The sequence below is a fragment of the Streptomyces purpurascens genome (genome assembly GCF_045040895.1).
Classification (GTDB): Bacteria; Actinomycetota; Actinomycetes; order Streptomycetales; family Streptomycetaceae; genus Streptomyces; species Streptomyces purpurascens.
Map to the genome: position 1 here is coordinate 3,474,936 of NZ_CP108341.1, position 22,015 is coordinate 3,496,950.

Below are 22,015 nucleotides of genomic sequence, written 5' to 3' on the forward strand. Positions count from 1 at the left end.
CGCACGCTGGTGACGGGCAACCCGGGGGGCGATCTCTGCGTCTTTGAGGTCCGGAGGGCGCCCCCAGGGCGCGCACATGCGCCGTAAGGTGGCACGACCGGCCGGCGGGGAGCCGTGACGACGAAGGGGGAGGGCGATCGGATGCCGCACACCGAGACACCGGGCACCGAGGCGGCCCCTGTGCCCCGGCTGCGCTGGTGGACGGAGCTGCCGCTCATCCTGCTGGTGTACGCGTGCTACTCGGCGGGCCGGCTCCTCGTGCGGGGCGACGTCTCCGGGGCGGTCGACAACGGCCTGACGATCCTGCGGATCGAGAAGGCGCTGTTCCTCAACGCCGAGCACCCGCTCAACCGCCTCTTCACGCGCGAGCCTTGGATAGGCATACCGGCGGACTTCTGGTACGCGTCGCTGCACTACCTGGTCACGCCGGCGATCCTCATATGGCTCTTCCGCTCCCGGACCGTACGCTACCGCGCCGCGCGCACCTGGCTGTGGACGTCGACGTTCGTCGGCCTGATCGGCTTCACCCTGCTGCCGACCTGCCCGCCCCGGCTCCTCGACGCGAGCCACGGCTTCGTGGACACGATGGCGCAGTACAGCTCGTACGGCTGGTGGGGCGGCGAGGCGAGCGCCCCGCGGGGCCTGGGGGGAATGACCAACCAGTACGCGGCCATGCCGAGCCTGCACGTGGGCTGGGCCCTGTGGTGCGGAGTGATGCTGTGGCGCTACGGCGGTACGCGCACGGCGAAGGCGGCCGCCGTCGCCTACCCGCTGATCACCACGATCGTGGTCATGGGCACCGCCAACCACTACTTCCTCGACGCGGTCGCGGGTGCGGCCGTCATGGGCGTCGGACTGCTGCTGGCGCCGCTGGTGATGCGCACGGCGGACCGGGTCAGGGCACGGTTCGTGCCGCGGTTCGCGGCGGTCCCGGCGGTCTCGGCGGACTCGGCGGGCTCCTCTTCCGCAGCCACTTCCGCATCCGCCTCCGCAGCCACTTCCGCGGTCTCTTCCGCCGCGGGTTCCTCGGATGTCAGTGCCGGATGCCAGACTTCCGCGGGTGAGCGAATTCCACGGCAGCGCGATGCGCGGTTCGGAGCGGGAGCCGAGCCGAGTGCCTCTCCCCAGGACGCGGGGGACGGCGCTCCGGCAGCGGCTCGCTGAGCTGCGCGGGCCCGACGTACCCGCGAAGGCACTGGACGCGCGCGCTCTGGCGGCACTGGCCGCCAACCCCGGTTGTGCGCGACGCGCGATCCTCGACGGTGCCGGGGTGAACAAGGCGGAGCTGGCGAGCGCGCTGGGTGCGCCGTCGGCCTTCGGGCAGTCCCAGTTCGCGCTCACGCGGGGCAACGCGTTCGAGGCGCGGGTCAAGGCCGACGGCGGCGCGGAGCTGCTGCGGCTGGTGCACGAGAAGCTGGACCGGACCGCCGAGCCGCCCGCCGACGCGCGCGTGCCCGACCTGACCGCGACCGGCCCCCAGGGGCGTACGGCCCGTACGGCGCTGGAGCTGCGCGAGGCCACCGAGCATCCTGGCGCGTGGACGCTGCTCGACCACCCGATGCTCGCGCTGGACGTCGCGGGCTCCCCGGCGTTCCTGGAGCCGGACGCGGTGGTGGTGCATCCCGACGGCAGCTGGACCGTGGTCGAGATCAAGTCCTTCCCGCTGCTGGACGGTTCGGCGGATCCGGCGAAGGTCGGGGCGGCGGCCCGGCAGGCGGCGGTGTACGTGCTGGCCCTGGAGGAGGTCGCGGAGCATCTGGATCCGGCCCCGCGCGTGCGGCACCGGGTCCTGCTCGTCTGTCCCCGGGACTTCTCCAATCTGCCGGCCGCGTCCGCCGTCGACATCCGCAAGCAGCGCGCGGTGACGGCCCGTCAGCTGGCCCGGCTGACCCGTATCGAGGACATCGCCGACACCCTCCCCGAGGGCACGTGCTTCTCCCCCGAGCTGCCCGCCGACGAGCTGGAGTCCGCCGTGGAGTCGGTCCCGGCGACCTACGCGCCCGAGTGCCTGTCCGCGTGCGAGCTGGCCTTCCACTGCCGGGGCCGGTCCCGGGAGGCGGGCGCCGTGACGACGCTCGGCCGCCCGGCGCGGGCGGAACTGGGCGGCCTCGAAACCGTCGAGGACGTCCTCGCGGCGGCCCGCGGGGAGGCCGGGGATCCCGGTGACCCGGCGGTGGCGGCGCTGCGGCGGGCGGCGGCCCTGCGGGCCGAGGCACTGGAGGCGGCGTGTCGCTGATCTCCACCCTGGCCCGGCTCGAGGCCGTCAGCACCGGGCGCGCCCAGCCCGCCGCCACCGTCCGGCACCGGCATCTCGGCGACCGCCCGCTGGTGTTCGTGCCGCTCATCACCGCCGGTGAGGCCGGCGCACCGCTCGGCGCGCTGGTCGGCACCGACCGGGACGCGCCGCGCCTGCTGGTCGTCCCGCAGCCCCGCGACCGCGACCTCAGGTTCGCGTTCCTGGCCGAACTGGCCGACGTGGTGCTGCCGTACGTCGACGCCTACGCCGAGGTCGTGGAGGCCGCCGAGCGCAACGAGACCGACCCGGAGACCGGCAAGCGCGTCAAGGTCGAGGTCGACCTGTGCGCGGACGCCCCGCAGCTGATCGTGCCGAGCCGCGCGGGCATCGACCTGGTGCGGCTGCTCGGACGCTCCACGCGCTTCCGGCGTACGGCGGAACAGGACCCGGAAGCCCCGTATCCGGCCCCGCCCCGGGTGCCGTTGCTCGGGCGGTGGCTGACGCACTTCGGGGAGCGGGCCCGGGTGCCCGGCTCCTCACTGCTGCTGGCGATGACCGATGTCCTGGGCCGGCACTGGGCGACCGGGCAGTCCACCCTGGAGGACCAGCACCTGGGGGCGCTGCTCGCCTGGATCGACCCGCCGGAGGGCCTGTCCGGCGCCGAGGCCGCGCTGCGGGCCGAGCTGGAGCGGGACGACCGGGGCCAGCTGACGTGCCCGCCGGCCGGTCCGGCGACCGACCCGGCGTTCGACAACAAGCTGCTCGCCCCGGCCATCGAGCGCTACGACCGGGCCCGCACCGCCCACGCCGTCTCCGAGGACGGTCTGGAGGCCGACGACCGGCTCGGCTCGCTGACCGGCGCCGAGCGGGAGATCCGCGACCTGGTGCTCAGCCGCACCCGGCCCACCTGGGACGCGATCTGGCGGGGCCTGGACCTGCTGCGGGAGCTGCCCGAGGGCGCGCATGCCGAGGAGCGGTGGACGCGCGACCGCTGGTCCTTCACCGGCCACCGCGACCGGGTCCTGGCCGGCGAACCCCCGCAGCCGCGTCGCGACGACGCGGTCACCGCGGCGAACAAACTCGCCACGCGCGAGCGCGAACAGGCCCGGCTGGAGGCGCAGGAGGCCCTCGACGATCCGCTGGTGATGGCCGGACGGCGGCTGTCCGGGGAGGCGTTCGCGGGCGAGGTCACCGATGTCGTGATGGCGTACAGCGAGAGCAAGCGGCCCAGCCCGCGCCCCCTGGTCACGGTCCGCACGGACGACCGGCCGCATCTCGGGGAGCGGACGAAGGTGTACCGGTCGCTGGGCGGGAAGCCGCAGTCGGCGGAGTTCGTCGGGGACGAGGAGGACGGCGCGTACGTCGTGCTGCGGGTCCTCGACAAGATGGGCCGCGGCAAGGAGCCCGAGCCGGGGTCGGTGCCGGAGAAGGGCGACCGGGTCTGCTTCACGCTCTTCGAGCACGAGCAGCGGGGCGGCGCGAAGCTGCCCGACCCGGAGGAGACGCCCTGGACGCACGGCGGGCCCCCCGGCGAGCCGACCCTGGAGACGGCCGACCCGGTGACCGAGGAGGACGTGCTGTGACGACGGTCTTCGACCCCTCCGCCGCCGCGACACAGGCCACCGACGCGATCCTCCACGACACGCTGCACGGCACCGCGCGCGGTGTGGTCGTCGACTCCCCGCCCGGTGCCGGCAAATCCACGCTCGTCGTCCGCGCGGCCCTCGAACTCGCCGAGGCCGGCCACCCGTTGATGGTCGTCGCGCAGACCAATGCCCAGGTCGACGACCTGGTCCTGAGGCTCGCCGAGAAGAACCCCGAGCTGCCGGTGGGCCGGCTGCACAGCAGCGACGCCGACGCGTACGACAAGGCGCTCGACGATCTGCCGAACGTCCGCACGTCGGCGAAGGCGGGCGACCTCGCGGGGCTGGCCGTGGTGCTCTCGACGGCGGCGAAGTGGGCGCATGTGAAGGTCGACGAACCGTGGCGGCACGCGATCGTCGACGAGGCGTACCAGATGCGCTCGGACGCGCTGCTCGCCGTGGCCGGGCTGTTCGAGCGGGCGCTGTTCGTGGGCGACCCGGGGCAGCTGGACCCGTTCGCGATCGTGGGCAGCGAGCAGTGGGCGGGCCTCGCGTACGACCCGTCGGCCTCGGCGGTGACGACGCTGCTCGCGCACAACCCGGAGCTGCCCCAGCACCGCCTGCCGGTCTCCTGGCGGCTCCCGGCCTCCGCCGCTCCCCTGGTCTCGGACGCGTTCTACCCGTACACGCCGTTCCGCAGCGGTACCGGCCCGGACGACCGCGCCCTGTCCTTCGCCGTGCCTTCCGACGGCTCGGGCCCGGACCGGGTGATCGACGAGGCGGCCGTATCGGGCTGGGGCCTGCTGGAACTGCCCGCGCGGCACACCCCGCGCACGGACCCGGAGGCGGTACGGGCGGTGGCGACGGTCGTACGGCGCCTGCTGGACCGGGGCGGCGCGGCGACGTCGGAACGCTCACCGGACCCCTCGCCCCTCACCGCCGACCGCATCGCCGTCGGCACGGCGCACCGGGACCAGGCGGCGGCGGTACGTGCCGCCCTCGCCGACCTCGGCGCCACCGACGTGGTCGTGGACACGGCGAACCGGCTGCAGGGCCGCGAGTACGACGTCACGGTGGTCCTGCACCCCCTCTCCGGCCGCCCCGACGCCACGGCCTTCCACCTGGAAACAGGCCGCCTCTGCGTCCTGGCCTCCCGCCACCGGCACGCGTGCATCGTGGTGTGCCGGGCGGGGGTGAGCGACCTGCTGGACGACTATCCGTCGACGGAGCCGGTGCAGCTGGGGACGGTGGTGAAGTTTCCCGATGGGTGGGAGGCGAATCACGCGGTGCTGGCACATTTGGCCGAACATCGTGTGTCCTGGCGGCCCTGACGAACGCCTGGTGGTGTGGCGGCCGTATCCACTCCCGCGATGCCCACTTGCGCGCCCGCGAGACAATGGACGGTGGCCCACTCCACCTGGAGGGCCGTGCGCGACGTACGAGGAGGAGAAGACATGGCGGAGCCCACGCCGCGTCGGAACGAACCGCGGCTACGCCCCGCGCCCCTGCTTTTCGAGCCCGCGGAGGCGGCCTCCGACCCTGAGCACTTCTTCGACCTCGAGTCGATCGACGATCCACGGGCACTGCTGGCCCGGTCGACGGAGCTGACACTGGCGTTCCGGGCCGCGGCGGACCGCGCCTTGGAGTTCCAGGCGATCGCGGCGGCGCAGCTGGCCGATCCACGGCGGTTCGACCGGCTGACGACCGCGGACATCGCCGAGCGGGCCGAGTGGACCGAGGACTACGCCAAGAAGATGGTCGAGTTCGGCCGGGATCTGCTGCGGGGCGGCGTCGAGGGCCGGGGGCCTGTCGACCCGGTGTGATCTACGTGGCATATGCCAGGCGGGCAAGATACTCCCTCCCACCCCCTCCTGTCCCGGTTTCCCGCAACCCTCGGGAACCGCACGCTCACGGCCGGTAGATGTAGATGTCATGAGCAGCGGATGGAACGCCTCCCATGTCACCCCGGACGGAGCCGCCTGGCTCGCTTCGGCAGGAACGTATCCGCGAAGCACGCTCGCCCTCTGGGCGGAGCGGCCCGACGCGCCGATCGTGCTGCCCTGCGGGGCGGTCTTCGACGTGGTCAGCGCGCCCTCGATGTTCGGGCGGCGGATGCTCGACCGGCTGTGGGACGACGGCCCCGGCTCGGGCCCGGTTGCGGAGTTCCGCGGCCGCATGCTGCTGTTCGCCGCGCCGGGCACGGCCCAGCGGCTGCCGGCGCTGCTGGAGTGGGAGGAGTGGGGCACGCACGGCCGCGACGGCGGGGAGACCGGCCGCACGGGCGCCGTACCGCCCCTGCTGTGCCACGGCACGGGCGACGCCGTGACCATCCCCGCACCGACGGAGCCCGCCTCCCCCGCCCGCTCCGGCTGCCGCTGGCTCGTCGCCCCGGACACCCGGCAGCCCTGGCTTCCGGGCCCGGAAGTACTGCTGTGGGCGGCCGTGCGGGCCGCCCGTTCGGCGGTGCGGATTTCGATTTTTCCTCCCGCCGACCAGGGTGCTAAGGTCTACGACGTCAGCAGGCGCCGCTAGCTCAGTTGGTTAGAGCAGCTGACTCTTAATCAGCGGGTCCGGGGTTCGAGTCCCTGGCGGCGCACAGACGGTGAAAGACCCCCTCGCGAGAGCGAGGGGGTCTTTCGCGTGTCCGCGACGCCCTCAGCGGCCCACCGTGATCTTCACCGTCCACGCCCCCGAAGCCGTGCGCCCCTCCACCTCCACCCGCACCCCCTCCCCCGGCACCGTGAAGCTCTCGCCGAGGGCGATCGGCGCGTCCGCGAGGGGCGGGTACACCGAGTCCTCCCAGCACGCCTCGGTCCGCGGATGGGCGTCGATCACCTCGATGGGACCGCCCCCGGACTGCGCCTCGCCCCGCACCCGGTACACGAGCACCCCCTGCCGGCACGCGGCCGTGTCGTTGCCCACCGGCCCCCGCGCCTCGAAGGCGAGCACACTGTCGGGGCCCGTGCGCACCACCGCGAGCTTGGTGCCCCGCCCGAGGCCGAAGGCCGGCGCCCCGGCCGCGCCCGAGAGCGGCACCCCGGGCGCCGCCGCCAGCGGCTCCAGGGTCAGCCGGGCGGGCCCGGCGTCCTGCACGCACCGCACCTGCCGCGGATGCAGCCAGCCCAGCTTCCACTTGTGCCAGCCGAACAGGTCCGGGGCGAGTCCGAACTGGCTGCCCATCAGGTCCCAGTCGCCGACATGCGTGTCCCAGTCGCCCTTGCCGTCGGCGGGCCGGTGGTAGAGGTCGGGCAGATCGAAGACGTGCCCGGTCTCATGGGCGAGGACGAGCCGGTCCGGCGGATGCTGCTCGAACACCGTGACGACCCGGCGCAGGTCGGCGCCGTCGGCCCGCATCGGGCTGGTGAGGTTGACGACCTTGGTCGCGTCGGAGTCCACGCCGGGCGCGTCCGGGTCGGCGACGAAGTACACGACGTCGTAGCGCGAGAAATCGACCTGCGGGTCGGCCGCGGAGAGCGCGTCCCGCAGGTACGTGGCCCGGTGCTCGGCGCTCCAGTCGCGCCGTATGGCGTACGCCGTGGACGGCCGCGGCATCTGGATCCAGTGCCCGAGCGGGTGCGGGCGCAGGGTGAAGCGGCCGTAGGAAGCCCGTTCGAAGAAGCGGGTGGTGTCCGGGAAGTGGTCGGCGGTCAGTTCCTGCGGCGTGGTCAGCGGACGGGCGTCCGGGAAGGACAGGAAGACCATGACCGCGTCCAGGGAGCGGGCCGGGCGCGGATAGGCGGCGTTCCAGGTGTCCAGGCCCTCCGAGTGGTGGGCGTCGGTGCGGGTCAGGGCGCAGGGCTCGGCCGAGTCGGGCCCCGCGGCCGAGTGGCCGGTGCCGAGTGAGGTGGCGGCGAGGGCCGACATGGTGGTGAACACGGCCGCGGTACTGCGCAGTCGGGCGCGCGAGAACTGACGCGGCACGGATACCTCCGGGTACGGTTCGCGGGACACCGCACCCAGCCTGTGGCGATTTGTAGTACTGCGCCCTGTTTGCCTGCACCAGTCGGGTGAAGGAGCCGAAAAATCGCGGAAGCCGACATCCCAGAAGCACTCACGGAATGTCACAACTGGTCGGGGGCCTGAAGAAGCCGTCCAGGTGCGAGCAGAAACGATCTGGCAGAAGGGCCGGTTGGTCGGGAACACTGGACACCGGCTGGAAGGCCCTGGGGCCAGCCTCTATGATCGGCACACTTTCCTGACCTTTCCTGCACGGACAGAGATCGAATACATGCGGGAGCGAGCGGTGAGCGGAACCTCCGAAGGGCCGGCGCCCGCGGCAGACCTGGACCGGCCGGTCGTCACAGAGAGTGAGATCGATACGTCCCCCCGTACCGAGCACGTGTCGCAGCCGCCCTATCGCTCCGTCTTCACGGCCGCCCCGCTCGCCATGGCCGTCGTGGACCGCGAGGGCACGGTCGTCAGCGCCAACGACTCACTCGCCGCGCTGCTCGGCACCGCCCCGGACGAACTCGCCGGGGCCGTCGCCGCCGATCTGGTCGACCTCACCTCCGACGCCCGCACCTGGCACGCCTACCGCGAGGTGCTGCGCGGCCGGCAGTCCCGGCTGCGCTGCACCCGCCGCCTCAAGCACCCCGACGGGCACTCGCTGTGGGTGCAGGTGACGGTCGCCCCGCTGCCCGCCGACGACCGGGGCGTGCTCATGTCCGTCGCCGACATCAGCTCCCGCCGGGAACTCCAGGCCCGGCTGCGGCACTTGCAGATGCACGACGCGGTGACCCGGCTGCCCAACCGCACCCTGTTCTTCGAACGCCTGTCTGCCGCGCTGGAGGCGGAGTCGTACGAGCAGAGCGGCACGGGCCGGATCGGGCTGTGCTATCTGGACCTGGACGGCTTCAAGGCCATCAACGACACCCTCGGCCACCGCGTCGGCGACCGGCTGCTGGCCGCCGTCGCCGAGCGTCTGATGCGCTGCGCGGACGAGACGGGTTTCGCCCGCACCAGCACCCCGCTGGTGGCCCGGCTCGGCGGCGACGAGTTCGCGCTGCTCGTCGAGGACTCCACGGGCACCGAACAGCTGGCCGAGCTGGCCGAAGCCGTACTGCGGGCGATCCAGGACCCCTTCGACATCTCCGGCCAGCGGCTGTCGGTCTCGGCGTCGATCGGGGTCGTGGAACGGCACGCGGCCGGCACCACCCCCACCGCCCTGGTGCAGGCGGCGGACACGACGCTGTACTGGGCGAAGGCCGACGGCAAGGCCCGCTGGACGCTGTTCGATCCGGAGCGCAACGCCCACCGCATGACCCGCCAGGCCCTCGCCTCCACGCTCCGGCCGGCCATCGACCGGGGCGAGTTCCGGCTGGAGTACCAGCCGCTGGTCGGCATGGAGGACGACCGGCTGCACGGGGTCGAGGCGCTCATCCGCTGGAATCATCCTCAGTTCGGCGTACTGACGCCGAATCGGTTCATCGGACTTGCCGAAGAGGACGGCTCGATCGTCCCGCTGGGCCGCTGGGTGCTGCGTACGGCCTGCCGGCAGGCCCGCCGCTGGCAGCGGGAGCACCCGGACGAGCCGCCGATCTTCGTCAGCGTCAACGTGGCGGTCCGCCAGGTCTGGGACTCGGACCTGGTCGCGGACGTCGCCGAGACCCTGGCCGAGACGGGCCTCGCGCCACACCTGCTCCAGCTGGAGCTCACCGAGTCGGCGGTGATGGGCTCGGGCGGCCGGCCGCTGCAGGCCCTGAAGGCGCTCAGCGACATGGGCGTGCGCATCGCCATCGACGACTTCGGCACGGGCTACTCGAACCTCGCGTATCTGAGCCGGCTGCCGGTGTCGGTGCTGAAGCTGGACGGTTCCTTCGTGCGCGGCTTCCAGTACGACGACCGGGACACGGCCGCGCGCCCGAACCCCGCCGACGAGGTCGTGGTCGAGGCGATGATCCAGCTCGCGCACCGGCTCGGGCTGACCGTGACGGCCGAGTGCGTGGAGACCTCGGCCCAGGCGGTCCGGCTGCGGCGCATCGGCTGCGACACCGGACAGGGCTGGCTGTACTCCCGTCCGGTGTCGCCGGACCGTATCTCCGAGCTGCTGGGCACGCCGGATGTTCAGGCGGGCGTCGGCAACCCGTAGGCGTCGGCGATGAGTTCGTAGCTGCGGACGCGCACGTCACCGCCGTGCGCGTTGGCCGTGATCATCAGCTCGTCGGCGCCGGTGCGCTTGGCGAGGTCGTCGAGGCCGGAGCGGACCTCGTCCGGGGTGCCGTGGATGACGTTGGCGTTCCAGGAGTCGACGAAGTCGCGCTCCATGGGGCTGAACTCGTAGGCCGCCGCCTCCTCGGGGCTGGGCACGAGGCCGGGGCGGCCGGTGCGCAGCCGGACCATGCTGAGGGCGGCGGCGAGCACCTGCCGGCGGGCCTCCTTCTCCTCGTCGGCGGCGAGGGCGGAGACGCCGATGAGGGCGTACGGCCGGTCGAGCACGGCGGACGGCTGGAAGGACTCCCTGTACAGGTCCAGGGCCGGGACGGTGTTCTGCGCCGAGAAGTGGTGCGCGAAGGCGAAGGGCAGCCCGAGGACGCCGGCGAGGCGGGCGCTGAAGCCGGAGGACCCGAGCAGCCAGATCGGCGGCCGGTGCGGGGACTGGACGCCGCCGGGGGACGTGGCCTGGATCGGACCCGGTACGGCGTGGATTCGGCGGTACCGGTGCCCGTCGGGGAAGTCGTCGTCGAGGAAGCGGGTCAGCTCGGCGAGCTGCTCGGGGAAGTCGTCGGCGCCCTCGTTCAGCCGGTCGGTGCGGCGCAGGGCGGCGGCCGTGGCGCCGTCCGTGCCGGGGGCGCGGCCGAGGCCGAGGTCGACACGCCCCGGGGCCATCGCCTCCAGCGTGCCGAACTGCTCGGCGATCACGAGCGGGGCGTGGTTGGGCAGCATCACGCCGCCCGAGCCGAGCCGGATGCGGTCGGTGTGGGCGGCGAGGTGGGCCAGGATCACGGCGGGGGACGAGGAGGCCACGCCCGGCATGGAGTGGTGCTCGGCGACCCAGTAGCGGTGGAAGCCGCGCGCCTCCGCGAGGCGGGCCAGGTCGACGCTGGTGCGCAGCGCGTCGGAGGCGGTGCGGCCGGCCCCTACGGTGACCAGGTCCAGTACGGAGAGGGGGACGGGGGCGCTGCCCTGCGCCGCGCCGCGTATCTCGTCGCCGCGTGTCTCGTCTGCCGCCACGATGGGGTGCCTCCTGCTGTGGGCCGTGTGCTGTCGTCCCGGCTCTAACAGGGGACTGTCTCCGGTTATTCCCCGGGGGGACGGGCTCGACAAAGAGGTGTGGCCGATTCCGGCCCTTATGGCAGGCGCGTTCGAGGGCACCGCTCTCTGATGGCAAGGAACGGGTCCAGCCTGCGCGACCGTGGCCGTGGCGCGTCGCCGGAGACGACGCCCCGTTCCACCACCACCGCCGTATCCTCCGCCCCGCCCCCCGAACAAAGGACATGAACCCATGTCGGTTCCGATGGCTCACGACGACGTCACGCTGGCCTACAAGGGCATGGGGCTGCTGCCCGACTGGGCGGCGATCGCCATCGCCGTGCTCGTCTGTGTCTGGCTGGTCGTTGTCCTGGTCCGGCGCAAGCGGTCATAGGCCGGCTCGTCCTCGCCGCCCGGGCAACGGCCCGGGGCGGCGAGGACGGCACTCGTCGATCACGCCTGCACGATCGGCTCCCTCGTGAACAGCGCCCCCAGTTCCGGCGCGTTCACGCGCCGGTCGGCCAGGCGCAGGCACTCCCAGACCGTGACCTGGTTGGCGGTGAGGATCGGCTTGCCGAGCTCCTTCTCCAGGGCCGGGATGTGCGCGGCCGTGTGCAGGGCCGTGTCCGGGAGGAGGAGGGCCTCGGCGTCGGGGTGGTCGGAGTTGCGGGCCAGGGCGAGGAGTTCGGCCTCGCCCCAGGTGCCGACCTCGGCGGCCGTGATGATGCCGGAGCTGTTGACCGACACGACCTCCACACCGTCCGACCGCAGGAACTCGGCGAAGAGCCGCGCCACGTCGTCCGGGTACGTCGCGCCGATCGCGACCCGCCGCGCTCCCAGCTCCTTCACCGCGTGCGCGAAGGCGAAGGACGTCGAGGAGGCGGGCATGCCGGCCGTCTGCGCCAGGGAGCGGACCTGCTCCTGGGCGCCGTCCCAGCCGTAGACGAAGCTGCCGCTCGTGCAGGCCCACACGACCGCCTCCGCGCCCGCGTGCCGCAGCTCCTGGACGCCCGCAGCCAGCCGGCCGGCGGAGCCCATCTCCAGCAGCGCGTCGACCCGGTGCGCGTCCTCACCGATATCGGTGTGCACCAGGTCCACCCGGATGTCGCTGCCCAGCAACTGCTCGATGCGCGGATAGTCGTCCTCTGCGGAGTGGCCCGGGTAGAGAAATCCCAGTGCTGTCATGTCCAGCCTTCCTGCTGCTCTTCTTCCGGCACTACAGGGCCGGGGTCCGCCCCCGGCGATCCGAGACCGGCGCGCGCCTCCGGGTTGATCAGCGCTTGATACGGTCCCACCGCACGGGTACCCAGTCGGCGCAGCGCAGCCCACATCGTCACTTGGTTGGCCGAGATCACCGGGATCCGCAGCTCGGCCTCCAGCTGCGGGATGACGTCGTAGGTGGGCAGGTTGGTACAGCTGATGAACAGGGCGTCGGCGTCGCCGCGTACGGCCTCCCGCGCCATGTCCACCACCTCACGGTAGGGGACCTTCCAGATGTGCCGGGTCAGGCCCATGAAGGCGCATCCGGAGATCGTGACGCCCGCCTGGGCGACGTACGCCTCCAGCGACTGCGTCACCGACACCGTGTACGGCGTCACCAGCGCGACCCGCCGTACGTCCAGCTCCACCAGGGCCTCCAGCAACCCGCCCGAGGTGGTGATCGCCGGTACGGCACCCGCCCGGCTCATCGCCTCGCACATCGCGCGCTCGCCCATGACGCCGCCGACGAAGCTGCCCGACGTACAGGCGTAGGCGATGACCTCGGGGGCGATCGCGTTGATCGTGCGGACCGCCTCGCTCAGCGTCTCGTGCTCGCTGACCAGGCGGGCCAGATCGAGGCTCACCTCGACCGGCACGAACGGTGTTCGTGTCATGTGCAGGGAGACCTCGTCCGGCACCCAGCGCCACAGCTCGCGGTCGAGTGCGAAGTCGAAGGGGGCGACAACGCCGACCCCGCGCTGCGGGCTGGGCCCGCCGAGAAAAGAGACGTCCATGGCAGGCACCGGCCTCACGCTGGGCAACTAGTGTGCAACGGATCGTGGGAACGCCCGTGTTGACGACGGTAGGTTCGGGTGCGAGCGTGGTCAATCCGCCTGGATCACTCCTTGGTCAACACCCGGTTAACTCGTCGTCACCGGCCGGCACCCGAAACCCGGCCGACCTCGCCGCACGGCTGGAGAAACGGCTGCTCATGCCCACTCCCACCCTCCTCGTCCTGGACGCCGAACCCCTCCCCCGCCTCGGCCGACTCACCGGCCGCGCGCGGATCGAACACACCGACGCGGAAGGTCTCGCCGAGCGTCTGCCGCATGCGGACGCCTTGCTGGTGTGGGACTTCACCTCACGCGCCGTGCGGGACGCGTGGCCGGGCGAGGGTCCGCGGCCACGCTGGGTGCATACGGCGAGCGCCGGTGTGGACCATCTGATGTGTCCGGAACTCGCCGCTTCCGACACGGTGGTGACGAACGCGCGCGGCATCTTCGACCAGCCGATCGCCGAGTACGTCGCCGCGCTCGTGCTGGCGATGGCCAAGGATCTGCCGCGCACGCTGGAGTTGCAGCGGGAGCGGACCTGGCGGCACCGCGAGTCGCACAAGGTCGCCGGGGGCCGGGCCGTCGTGGTCGGCTCCGGGCCGATCGGCCGGGCGATCGCCCGCACGCTCGGGGCGCTGGACATCACGACCGCGCTCGTGGGCCGCGCCCCGCGCACCGGCGTGCACGGCCCGGAGGACCTGGACCGGCTGCTGGCGCGCGCCGACTGGGTGATCGCGGCGGCGCCGCTCACCGAGCAGACGCACGGCATGTTCGACGCCCGCCGCTTCGGCGTGATGCAGCCGTCCGCCCGGTTCGTCAACATCGGCCGGGGCCAGCTGGTCGTCGAGGACGCGCTCGCCGACGCCCTGGCCAAGCACACGATCGCGGGCGCCGCGCTGGATGTCTTCGAGGCCGAACCCCTGACCCCCGACAGCCCGTTGTGGCAGCTCCCGGGCCTGATCGTGTCCCCGCACATGAGCGGCGACATCGTCGGCTGGCGGGACGAACTCGGCGCCCAGTTCGTGGACCTCTACGAACTCTGGGCGAGCGGAGAGCCACTGAAGAACGTGGTCGACAAACAACGTGGGTACGTACCTGGTCACTGACGTTCCTTGGAGGGTGGATGACCGAGCTCACCGACCTGACCGCCGTACGGCTCCTCGACGGGTACCGCAAGGGCGAGTGGAGTCCCGTGGAGGCGACCCGGGCGGCGCTGGAGCGGGCCGAAGCGATCCAGCCGGAGGTGAACGCCTTCGTCCGGCTGACCGCCGATGACGCGCTGGCCCGGGCCCGGGAGTCGGAGGAGCGATGGCGGCGCGGTGAGCCGCAGGGGCTGCTGGACGGGGTGCCCGTCACGGTGAAGGACATCCTGCTGCAGCGCGGCGCGCCGACCCTGCGCGGCTCGAAGGCCACGGATCCGGCGGGGCGCTGGGACGAGGACGCCCCGTCCGTGGCGCGGCTGCGGGAGCACGGGGCGGTCTTCATCGGCAAGACGACGACCCCCGAGTACGGCTGGAAGGGCGTGACGGACTCGCCGCTCAGCGGCGTGACCCGCAACCCGTACGACCCCTCGCGCACCGCCGGCGGGTCGAGCGGCGGCAGCGCGGCGGCCGTGGCGCTCGGCGCGGGGCCGCTGTCGCTGGGCACGGACGGCGGCGGCAGTGTGCGTATCCCGGCGTCGTTCTGCGGGATCTTCGCGCTGAAGCCGACGTACGGGCGGGTGCCGCTCTACCCGGCGAGCGCGTTCGGCACGCTGGCGCACGTCGGGCCGATGACCCGGGACGCGGCGGACTCGGCGCTGCTGATGGACGTGATCGGCCACCCGGACTCGCGCGACTGGTCGGCGCTCGCCCCGCCGCCGGGTGCGTACACGGAGGGCCTGACGGGCGGGGTGCGCGGGCTGCGCGTGGCGTACTCGCCGTCGCTGGGCGGGCAGGTGGCGGTGCGCCCGGAGGTCGCGACGGCGGTGCGGCACGCGGTGGAGCGGCTGGCGGAGCTCGGCGCGTACGTCACGGAGACCGACCCGGATCTCACCGACCCGGTGGAGGCCTTCCACACCCTGTGGTTCAGCGGGGCGGCCCGGGTGACCGAGCATCTGGGACCGCACCAGCGGGAGTTGCTGGACCCGGGCCTGCGGGAGATCTGCGCGCAGGGCGCCAGCGCCTCGGCGCTGGACTATCTGGCGGCGGTGGACGTGCGGATGGACCTGGGCCGCCGGATGGGCGACTTCCACGACACCTACGACCTGCTCGTCACCCCGACCCTGCCGATCACGGCGTTCGAGGCGGGCGCCGAGGTACCGAAGGGATCAGGCCACCGGCGCTGGACGGGCTGGACGCCGTTCACGTACCCGTTCAACATGACGCAGCAGCCCGCGGCGAGCGTGCCGGTCGGCGCGGACGGGGACGGTCTGCCGATCGGGCTGCAGCTCGTGGCCGCCCGGCACCGGGACGATCTGGTGCTGCGGGCGGCCCACGCGCTGTACGAGGCCGGGGCGGCTTCCGCCGACCCGGTCAGGCCCTCCGGAAGCTGAGCGTCTCCCCCGCCGCTCCCGACCTCCACAGGTCGTTGCACGCCTCGGCCATGTTCTGCAGGCCGTCGACGACCTGGCCCCAGACGATGCCGGGGACCCAGCCGACATCGCCGTTCAGCAGCAGGTTGTTGCGCTCGTAGAACAGGGCCAGGTCGACGAGCGTGGTCCCGGCGCGGACCTCGCGGTCGTAGCCGTAGGACTTGGTCCCCAACTCCGCACCCGCGAAGGTGAAATAACACAGATCGCCCGGAATGGGGGTTACTGTCGGGTTTTCCAGAGGTGGCTCGGTTTCGGCGAAGGGCGGGAAAAGGGCGTAGATCTCGTTGCGTGCGTACTTTGCGTGGTAGACGTCACTGGCCAGCGGAAGGGAATCCCAGACGGCCGCGCAGGTGATCGGCGCGCGATCGTCCAGCAGCTTGGCCGTGCAGGTTACGTCGCGCTTGACCAGCGAGAGTTCGATGAAGCGATCAGCCATGCCTCCATGGGAGTGCCCCTCGGCTCCGCGGTCAAGGGCGCGTCGGCAGAGTGGGGGGCTTGAAAAGATCGGCATAACTCGGGTTCGGTCGGGTAGCCGCGCGCCCATGGCTCCACCACAGAGAAGCCCCCTCAGAATTCCGGAACCCATAACCCGGACCATGTCCGGGGCTGTGTCCGGTCCTACACGCCGATCGCTGCTCGCGGGGGTCGCGGCGCTCGGCGCGCTGGGCGCCGCCGGATGCAGCCGGGTCGCCACCGCCTCGGACGTCGAGGGCGGTGACCTGCTCGGACGGCTCCGGGCCGCGGGCGTCGTCCGCCTCGGCATCGCCGGCGAGATCCCGTTCGGGTTCATCGACAAGAACGGCGAGCTGACCGGTGAGGCACCGGAACTGGCCAAGGTGATCTTCAAGCGTCTCGGCGTCGACCGGGTGCAGCCCGTGCCGACCGAGTTCGGCTCGCTCATCCCGGGCCTGAACTCCCAGCAGTTCGACGTCGTCGCGGCCGGGATGTACGTCAACCCCGAGCGCTGCGAGCAGGTCATCTTCTCCGACCCCGACTACCAGATGCTCGACGCCTTCATCGTGCGCAAGGGCAACCCGAAGGGGCTGCACAGCTACAAGGACGTCGTCGCGAAGAAGGCGAAGTTCGCCACCGGGACCGGCTACGCCGAGATCCAGTACGCCGTCGAGGCGGGGTACAAGGAGAGCGACATCCTCATCGTCCCGGACCAGGTCGCGGGTCTGAACGCCGTCGAGGCGGGGCGCGTGGACGTGTTCGCCGGTACGGCGCTCACCGCCCGTGAGGTGGTGAAGAAGTCCGCCAAGGCGGAGGCGACCAAGCCCTTCACACCGATCGTGGGCGGCAAGCCGCACGTCGACGGAGGCGCCTTCGCGTTCCGGCCGACCGAGACGAACCTGCGGGACGCCTTCAACGTCGAGCTGCGCAAGCTCAAGAAGAGCGGCGAACTGTTCCGTATCCTCCAGCCCTTCGGTTTCACCAAGGCCGAGATGACGGATCTGACCGCGAAGGAGCTGTGCGGCGGATGACCTCGGGACTCTGGGAACTCGTACTCAAGGGCGTGTGGACCACCGTCCAGCTGCTCTTCTTCAGCGCTCTGCTGGGCGCGACCGTCTCCTTCGTGGTCGGCGTCGCGCGCAGCCACCGGCTGCGGTTCGTCCGCTTCCTCGCGGGCTTCTACACCGAGGTGTTCCGCGGCACCTCCGCCCTGGTCATGATCTTCTGGGTGTTCTTCGTGCTGCCGGTCGCCTTCGGCTGGCAGCTGGTGCCTTTGTGGGCGGGCACGCTCGCGCTGGGGCTGACCTACGGCGCGTACGGCGCGGAGATCGTGCGCGGCGCGCTGAGCTCGGTCGACCCGGCGCAGCAGGAGGGCGGCATCGCGCTCTCCTTCACGCCCTGGCAGCGACTGCGCCTGATCCTGCTGCCGCAGGCGGTGCCGGAGATGATCCCGCCGTTCTCGAATCTGCTGATCGAGCTGCTCAAGGGCACCGCGCTGGTGTCCATCACGGGCATGGGCGACCTGACGTTCAGCGCGAACCTGGTGCGCCTCGCGCTGCAGGAGAGCGCGGAGATCTACACGTACATCCTGGTCATCTACTTCGTGATCGCCTTCCTGCTCACGCGGGTCATGCGCGGTCTGGAGAAGAAGCTCAAGGCCGGTGTCGGGAAGAAGCCCGACAGCAAGACCCGGGCGCCTGAGCCGGTCGTGGTGGAGGGGGTCCGATGAACTGGGACTGGAGCGCGGTCTCCGACTTCATGCCGGACTTCTGGAAGGGCCTGCTGGTCACCCTCCAGATCCTGGTGTTCGGCTCGCTGATCTCGTTCGCGCTGGGCCTGGTGTGGGCACTGCTGATGCGGGTGCCCTCGCGCTGGGTGACCTGGCCGGTCGGGGCGGTCACGGAGTTCGTCCGCAACACCCCGCTGCTGGTGCAGCTGTTCTTCCTCTTCTACGTGCTGCCCGAGTGGGGCCTGACCTTCTCGGCGCTGGCCACCGGCGTCTTCGCGATCGGGCTGCACTACTCGACGTACACGATGCAGGTCTACCGGGCCGGTATCGAGGCCGTGCCGGTCGGCCAGTGGGAGGCGGCGACTGCGCTGAACCTGCCGCTGCGGCGGACGTGGACCGCGGTGATCCTGCCGCAGGCGGTGCGCCGGGTGGTCCCCGCGCTCGGCAACTACGTCATCGCGATGCTCAAGGACACGCCGATGCTGATGGCGATCACCGTCCTGGAGATGCTCGGTCACGCGCGCCTGTTCTCTCAGGAGCACTTCCAGTTCACCGAGCCCCTCACGGTGATCGGCGCGGCCTTCATCGTCATTTCCTACCTGGCCTCCCTTGCCCTGCGAGCCCTGGAGCGACGCCTTGCCCACTGACACTCTCCCCAATCCCGAGAAGAACCCCGCCAAGAGCACCGGCGAGCTGATCCGGCTGGAACAGGTCACCAAGCGGTTCGGCCAGAACACCGTCCTGGACCACCTGGACTTCTCGGTCGACGCCGGCAAGCACGTCACCCTGATCGGGCCGTCCGGCTCCGGCAAGACCACGATCCTGCGGCTCCTGATGACCCTGCTCAAGCCCGACGAGGGCACGATCACGGTCGACGGGCAGAAGCTGTTCCCCGCCTCCGACAAGGAGGTCCGCGAGGTCCGCAAGAAGATCGGGATGGTGTTCCAGCAGTTCAACCTGTTCCCGAACATGACCGTGCTGCGCAACCTCACCGAGGCGCCGGTCACCGTCCTCGGCATGTCGAAGGACGAGGCGGTGGAGCGGGCCAAGGGCCTGCTGGACCTGGTGGGCCTGGCCGACCGGTGCGACGCCCACCCCTCTCAGCTCTCCGGCGGTCAGCAGCAGCGCGTGGCGATCGCCCGGGCACTGGCGATGCAGCCGAAGGTGCTGCTGCTGGACGAGGTGACCTCCGCGCTCGACCCGGAGCTGGTCGCGGGCGTGCTGGACCTGCTGCGGGACATCGCCCGCAGCACGGACATCACCATGCTCTGTGTGACCCACGAGATGAATTTCGCCCGGGACATCTCCGACCAGGTACTGATGTTCGACTCGGGCCGGGTCATCGAGTCGGGCCCGCCGGAGAAGATCTTCAGCGACCCGGAGCTGGACCGGACACGGGAGTTCCTCAGCGCAGTGCTGTGATTACGGCCCGTGAACAGGGCCGACGCCGGGCCCTCGGATTGGGGCATGCTCTTGGCATATGCCAGAGGGTCGATGCCCCAGCCCGAGGGCCCGAAATCTTGTCAACCCCCGCTCTCCACAACCCCTTTGCCGGTTATCGTGGAGGTGATTCGCTGTCCGGATTACGGCCCAACAGCAAGCGCAGGGGGAGACCACCGTGGCGCTGAGGAACGAGCCGACCACCCCGTACCACTCGGCCCAGGAAGCCCTGCGCGTCCTGGAGACGGTGGCGCGAAACAGTTCCGGCGTCACCGACACCGAGCTCGCCCGGCGCACCGGCATCGGACCGGAGCGGCTCACCACGCTGCTGCGCATGCTGCGCCGCGAGGGCTACGTCGAGCAGATCGCCGACGGCGCGTACGTCACAGGCGAGGCCCTGACCCGCCTCGGCTCCGCCCACCAGCGCGAGCAGGCCCTGCGCGACAAGCTCCAGCACACCCTCGACCGGCTGCGCGACTCGGTCGGCGCCGCCGTCTACATGAGCCGCTACGTCGACGGCGAGATCAGCATCACCCAGTACGCCGACAGCCCGGCCACGCCCAAGGTCAACGAGTGGGTCGACTTCCGCTCCTCGGCCCACGCCACCGCCATCGGCAAGAGCCTGCTCACCCAGCTCGACCACGCCGGCCGCCGCGACCACCTCGCCCGGCACAAGATGGCCCGCCTCACCTCGCGCACCATCACCAGCGACCGCCTGCTGCTCTCCCGGCTGGAGGCACAGCCGGCCACCGTGCCCGTCCTGGACCTCCAGGAGTACGCGGTCGGCACGGTCTGCGCGGCCGTCCCCATCACGGCCGGCTCCTCCGTCGGCTGCCTGGCCCTGTCCCTCCCGGTCGAGCACGCCCACCGCCTCCGCCAGGCCGCGGACGCCCTCAACCGCAACGCGGCACCGGTCCTGCTGTCCATGGCGATCTAGGGCCTGTCGGGGTGGTCAGGAGCACCCCCGGAGACCGGGTAGTATTTTCCCGTCGCCCACCGCGGAACATGGTTCCACCGGCCGGGCGCGAGTCATGCGCCGCTAGCTCAGTTGGTTAGAGCAGCTGACTCTTAATCAGCGGGTCCGGGGTTCGAGTCCCTGGCGGCGCACCGGTGAAGGGCCTCTCGTGGGAGCGAGAGGCCCTTCGGCGTGTTCGAGGTCCTCCCCGGTCAGCCTGCGGTAAGTGCCCTTCCCGGGCGGTCGCCACCACACCGGATCGGCGCACCGGAAGCCCTCCCCGCGTAACGCCGCCCGGTGGATCTTGTTCGTGGCCGTGACCGGCATGCGGTCCGTCACCCGGACGAAACGAGGGGCCATCTTCGTCCCCAGGTCCGGCTGGGCGAGCAGGAACTCCGCGAAGGACAGCGGGTCGAAGGTGCCGGCGATCGTCGCCATCACCTGGTCTCCGGTCACCGGGTCCGGTACCGCGTAGACGCAGACCGCCGCCGCCCCCTCGTAGCGCGCGAGGATGTTCTCGATCATCGCGGCGGCCAGGTTCTCGCCGTCGACGCGGAGGCGGTCGTCGGTGCGGCCGGCGAAGTGGAGGTAGCCGTCGGGGTCACGGCAGAAGAGGTCGCCCGTCCAGTACCAGCCTCCCCACTTGCGGCGCTCCGCCTCGGCCGCCGGGTTGCGCCAGTAGCCCTCGAAGGAGCTGGGTCCCTGGTTGACCAGTTCGCCGATCGCCTCGTCCCCGTTGAGCAGCCGGCCCGCCGCGTCGAAGCGGGCCGGTGGGCACTCCCGGCCCGTCTCCGGGTCCAGGACCACCAGCCCGGGCGCCGCCCGCCCGACCGCTCCCACCGGTGTGCCCGGCGACCACTGCACGGCCGCCCCGCCCTCCGACGAGCCGTACCCCTCGACCAGCCGCACCCCGAACCGCCGCTCGAAGGCCGCCGCGTCCACCGCGCCCGCCTCCGTGCCGAAGCCCAGGCGCAGGGGGTTGTCGCGGTCCTCGGGGTGGGGGGTGGTGGCCAGGACGTACTGGATCGCCCGGCCGACGTAGGTGAAGTAGGTCGCCCCGTAGCGGCGTACGTCCGGCAGGAAGCGGGACGCCGAGAAGCGGCGGCGCAGTGCCACGGCCGCCCCGGTGACCAGTGCCGGCGCCCAGTCGGCGATCACCGCGTTGCCGTGGAACAGCGGCATGCAGATGTAGTGGACGTCGTCCGGGCCCAGCGAGAACTGCCCGGCCAGGGAGCGGCCGGCGGCTGCCAGTCGGCCCTGGGAGCAGAGGGCGGCCTTGGGCGCGCCGGTCGAGCCGGAGGTGAAGTAGAGCAGCAGCCGGTCGTGCGGGGCGGCGCGGGAGGGGTCGGGCCGGGCGCCGGCGTACGGGGCGAGCAGGGCGTCGTACTCCTCCGAGCCGGTCAGCAGCAGGCGTACGCCGGGCAGTTCGAGACCGTCGAGCAGGTGCAGACGGGCCCGTTCGGTGACCAGCACCCGGCACTCGGTGTGCAGGATGTCCCGGGCGAGTTCGGGCCCCCGGCGGGTGGGGTTGATCCCGGCGACGGCGGCTCCCGCGAGAGCGGCCGCGCTCAGCCACATCGGGTACTCGGGGGTGTTGTCGAGCAGCACACCGATGTGCGGTTCGGCGCCGGGTGGCAGCAGGTCGGCGAGGAGCGCCGCCCGGACGGCGGCCCCGGCCGCCACCTCGTGCTGCGTGAGCACCCCGCCCTCGAACCACAGCCCCGGCCGGTGGTCACCCCACCGCGCCGCCACGAGCTCCGCGACCGTGCGCCCCGTAGTGGCTCCCATGAAGGCGCACCATAGCTGACGTACCGTCAGATGTGGAG

Annotated in this window: 21 protein-coding genes and 2 tRNA genes; 17 read left to right on the forward strand and 6 right to left on the reverse strand. The window is 71.9% G+C overall.

Annotation, left to right across the window (positions count from 1 at the left end):
* Window positions 1-141: 141 nt before the first annotated feature.
* The 7 genes from OHU35_RS15740 to OHU35_RS15770 all read left to right on the forward strand — a co-directional run bounded on the left by OHU35_RS15740 (window position 142) and on the right by OHU35_RS15770 (window position 6,415).
* Window positions 142-1,164, forward strand: a complete 1,023-nt coding sequence (locus tag OHU35_RS15740) for a phosphatase PAP2 family protein (RefSeq protein ID WP_405509238.1) — start codon at window positions 142-144, stop codon at window positions 1,162-1,164.
* Window positions 1,115-2,236, forward strand: coding sequence for a hypothetical protein (locus OHU35_RS15745; protein ID WP_189724052.1), 1,122 nt, complete (start codon window positions 1,115-1,117; stop codon window positions 2,234-2,236). Before OHU35_RS15740 ends, OHU35_RS15745 begins: the two co-directional genes overlap by 50 nt.
* Window positions 2,227-3,819 (forward strand): hypothetical protein, encoded by a 1,593-nt coding sequence (locus OHU35_RS15750; RefSeq protein WP_359894057.1) that lies wholly within the window; start codon window positions 2,227-2,229, stop codon window positions 3,817-3,819. Before OHU35_RS15745 ends, OHU35_RS15750 begins: the two co-directional genes overlap by 10 nt.
* A complete protein-coding gene (locus OHU35_RS15755) occupies window positions 3,816-5,150 on the forward strand; it encodes an AAA domain-containing protein (protein WP_359894056.1) in 1,335 nt (444 codons plus the stop codon). The genes OHU35_RS15750 and OHU35_RS15755 overlap by 4 nt, the downstream gene beginning before the upstream one ends.
* Window positions 5,151-5,273: 123 nt before the next feature.
* Window positions 5,274-5,642 (forward strand): hypothetical protein, encoded by a 369-nt coding sequence (locus OHU35_RS15760; protein ID WP_031107874.1) that lies wholly within the window; start codon window positions 5,274-5,276, stop codon window positions 5,640-5,642.
* A 109-nt stretch (window positions 5,643-5,751) separates the two neighbouring features.
* A complete protein-coding gene (locus OHU35_RS15765; RefSeq protein ID WP_189723866.1) occupies window positions 5,752-6,351 on the forward strand; it encodes a bifunctional DNA primase/polymerase in 600 nt (199 codons plus the stop codon).
* Window positions 6,342-6,415, forward strand: a tRNA-Lys gene (locus OHU35_RS15770). The genes OHU35_RS15765 and OHU35_RS15770 overlap by 10 nt, the downstream gene beginning before the upstream one ends.
* Before the next feature lie 59 nt (window positions 6,416-6,474).
* Here OHU35_RS15770 and OHU35_RS15775 read toward each other — a convergent pair.
* Window positions 6,475-7,770, reverse strand: a complete 1,296-nt coding sequence (locus tag OHU35_RS15775) for a M6 family metalloprotease domain-containing protein (RefSeq protein WP_405505682.1) — start codon at window positions 7,768-7,770, stop codon at window positions 6,475-6,477.
* A 277-nt stretch (window positions 7,771-8,047) separates the two neighbouring features.
* Between OHU35_RS15775 and OHU35_RS15780 the strand changes: the two genes are divergently transcribed.
* Window positions 8,048-9,907 (forward strand): bifunctional diguanylate cyclase/phosphodiesterase, encoded by a 1,860-nt coding sequence (locus OHU35_RS15780; RefSeq protein ID WP_189723867.1) that lies wholly within the window; start codon window positions 8,048-8,050, stop codon window positions 9,905-9,907.
* On the opposite strand, the gene OHU35_RS15785 is transcribed toward OHU35_RS15780, so the two are convergent.
* Entirely contained in the window at window positions 9,883-10,989 is a 1,107-nt protein-coding gene (locus OHU35_RS15785; RefSeq protein WP_189723868.1) for an LLM class flavin-dependent oxidoreductase, read from the reverse strand. The two genes, OHU35_RS15780 and OHU35_RS15785, sit on opposite strands and share 25 nt — an antisense overlap.
* Before the next feature lie 271 nt (window positions 10,990-11,260).
* Here OHU35_RS15785 and OHU35_RS15790 point away from each other — a divergent pair, with 271 nt between their 5' ends.
* Complete coding sequence (locus tag OHU35_RS15790; protein ID WP_189723869.1) at window positions 11,261-11,401, forward strand: hypothetical protein; 141 nt, start codon at window positions 11,261-11,263, stop codon at window positions 11,399-11,401.
* Between the two features lie 59 nt (window positions 11,402-11,460).
* Here the strand turns inward: OHU35_RS15790 and OHU35_RS15795 are convergent, their stop codons facing one another.
* Complete coding sequence (locus tag OHU35_RS15795; RefSeq protein ID WP_189723870.1) at window positions 11,461-12,192, reverse strand: aspartate/glutamate racemase family protein; 732 nt, start codon at window positions 12,190-12,192, stop codon at window positions 11,461-11,463.
* Window positions 12,189-13,001: an aspartate/glutamate racemase family protein gene (locus tag OHU35_RS15800; protein WP_189723871.1), complete on the reverse strand. Its 813-nt coding sequence runs from the start codon at window positions 12,999-13,001 to the stop codon at window positions 12,189-12,191. Before OHU35_RS15800 ends, OHU35_RS15795 begins: the two co-directional genes overlap by 4 nt.
* Before the next feature lie 197 nt (window positions 13,002-13,198).
* Here OHU35_RS15800 and OHU35_RS15805 point away from each other — a divergent pair, with 197 nt between their 5' ends.
* Window positions 13,199-14,146, forward strand: a complete 948-nt coding sequence (locus OHU35_RS15805; protein WP_189723872.1) for a D-2-hydroxyacid dehydrogenase — start codon at window positions 13,199-13,201, stop codon at window positions 14,144-14,146.
* Between the two features lie 17 nt (window positions 14,147-14,163).
* Entirely contained in the window at window positions 14,164-15,573 is a 1,410-nt protein-coding gene (locus OHU35_RS15810) for an amidase (protein ID WP_189723873.1), read from the forward strand.
* Here OHU35_RS15810 and OHU35_RS15815 read toward each other — a convergent pair.
* Window positions 15,554-16,048: a DUF3830 family protein gene (locus OHU35_RS15815; protein ID WP_189723874.1), complete on the reverse strand. Its 495-nt coding sequence runs from the start codon at window positions 16,046-16,048 to the stop codon at window positions 15,554-15,556. The two genes, OHU35_RS15810 and OHU35_RS15815, sit on opposite strands and share 20 nt — an antisense overlap.
* A 160-nt stretch (window positions 16,049-16,208) precedes the next feature.
* Between OHU35_RS15815 and ehuB the strand changes: the two genes are divergently transcribed.
* From ehuB to OHU35_RS15845, 6 genes are all read left to right on the forward strand, one after another.
* The gene (gene ehuB / locus OHU35_RS15820; protein ID WP_189723875.1) at window positions 16,209-17,096 is read left to right on the forward strand and encodes an ectoine/hydroxyectoine ABC transporter substrate-binding protein EhuB; all 888 of its coding nucleotides are present in this window, start codon (window positions 16,209-16,211) and stop codon (window positions 17,094-17,096) included.
* On the forward strand, window positions 17,093-17,794 hold the full coding sequence (ehuC, locus tag OHU35_RS15825) for an ectoine/hydroxyectoine ABC transporter permease subunit EhuC (RefSeq protein WP_405505686.1): 702 nt from the start codon (window positions 17,093-17,095) through the stop codon (window positions 17,792-17,794). The genes ehuB and ehuC overlap by 4 nt, the downstream gene beginning before the upstream one ends.
* A complete protein-coding gene (gene ehuD, locus OHU35_RS15830) occupies window positions 17,791-18,441 on the forward strand; it encodes an ectoine/hydroxyectoine ABC transporter permease subunit EhuD (protein ID WP_189723877.1) in 651 nt (216 codons plus the stop codon). Before ehuC ends, ehuD begins: the two co-directional genes overlap by 4 nt.
* Window positions 18,431-19,216 carry an ectoine/hydroxyectoine ABC transporter ATP-binding protein EhuA gene (ehuA, locus tag OHU35_RS15835; protein ID WP_189723878.1) on the forward strand — a complete coding sequence of 262 codons (786 nt, stop codon included), beginning with the start codon at window positions 18,431-18,433 and terminating at the stop codon, window positions 19,214-19,216. The genes ehuD and ehuA overlap by 11 nt, the downstream gene beginning before the upstream one ends.
* A gap of 196 nt (window positions 19,217-19,412) precedes the next feature.
* The gene (locus OHU35_RS15840; protein WP_189723879.1) at window positions 19,413-20,171 is read left to right on the forward strand and encodes an IclR family transcriptional regulator; all 759 of its coding nucleotides are present in this window, start codon (window positions 19,413-19,415) and stop codon (window positions 20,169-20,171) included.
* Between the two features lie 96 nt (window positions 20,172-20,267).
* Window positions 20,268-20,341, forward strand: a tRNA-Lys gene (locus tag OHU35_RS15845).
* Here OHU35_RS15845 and OHU35_RS15850 read toward each other — a convergent pair.
* Complete coding sequence (locus OHU35_RS15850; protein WP_405505689.1) at window positions 20,307-21,977, reverse strand: long-chain-fatty-acid--CoA ligase; 1,671 nt, start codon at window positions 21,975-21,977, stop codon at window positions 20,307-20,309. The genes OHU35_RS15845 and OHU35_RS15850 overlap by 35 nt on opposite strands.
* Between the last annotated feature and the right edge of the window lie 38 nt (window positions 21,978-22,015).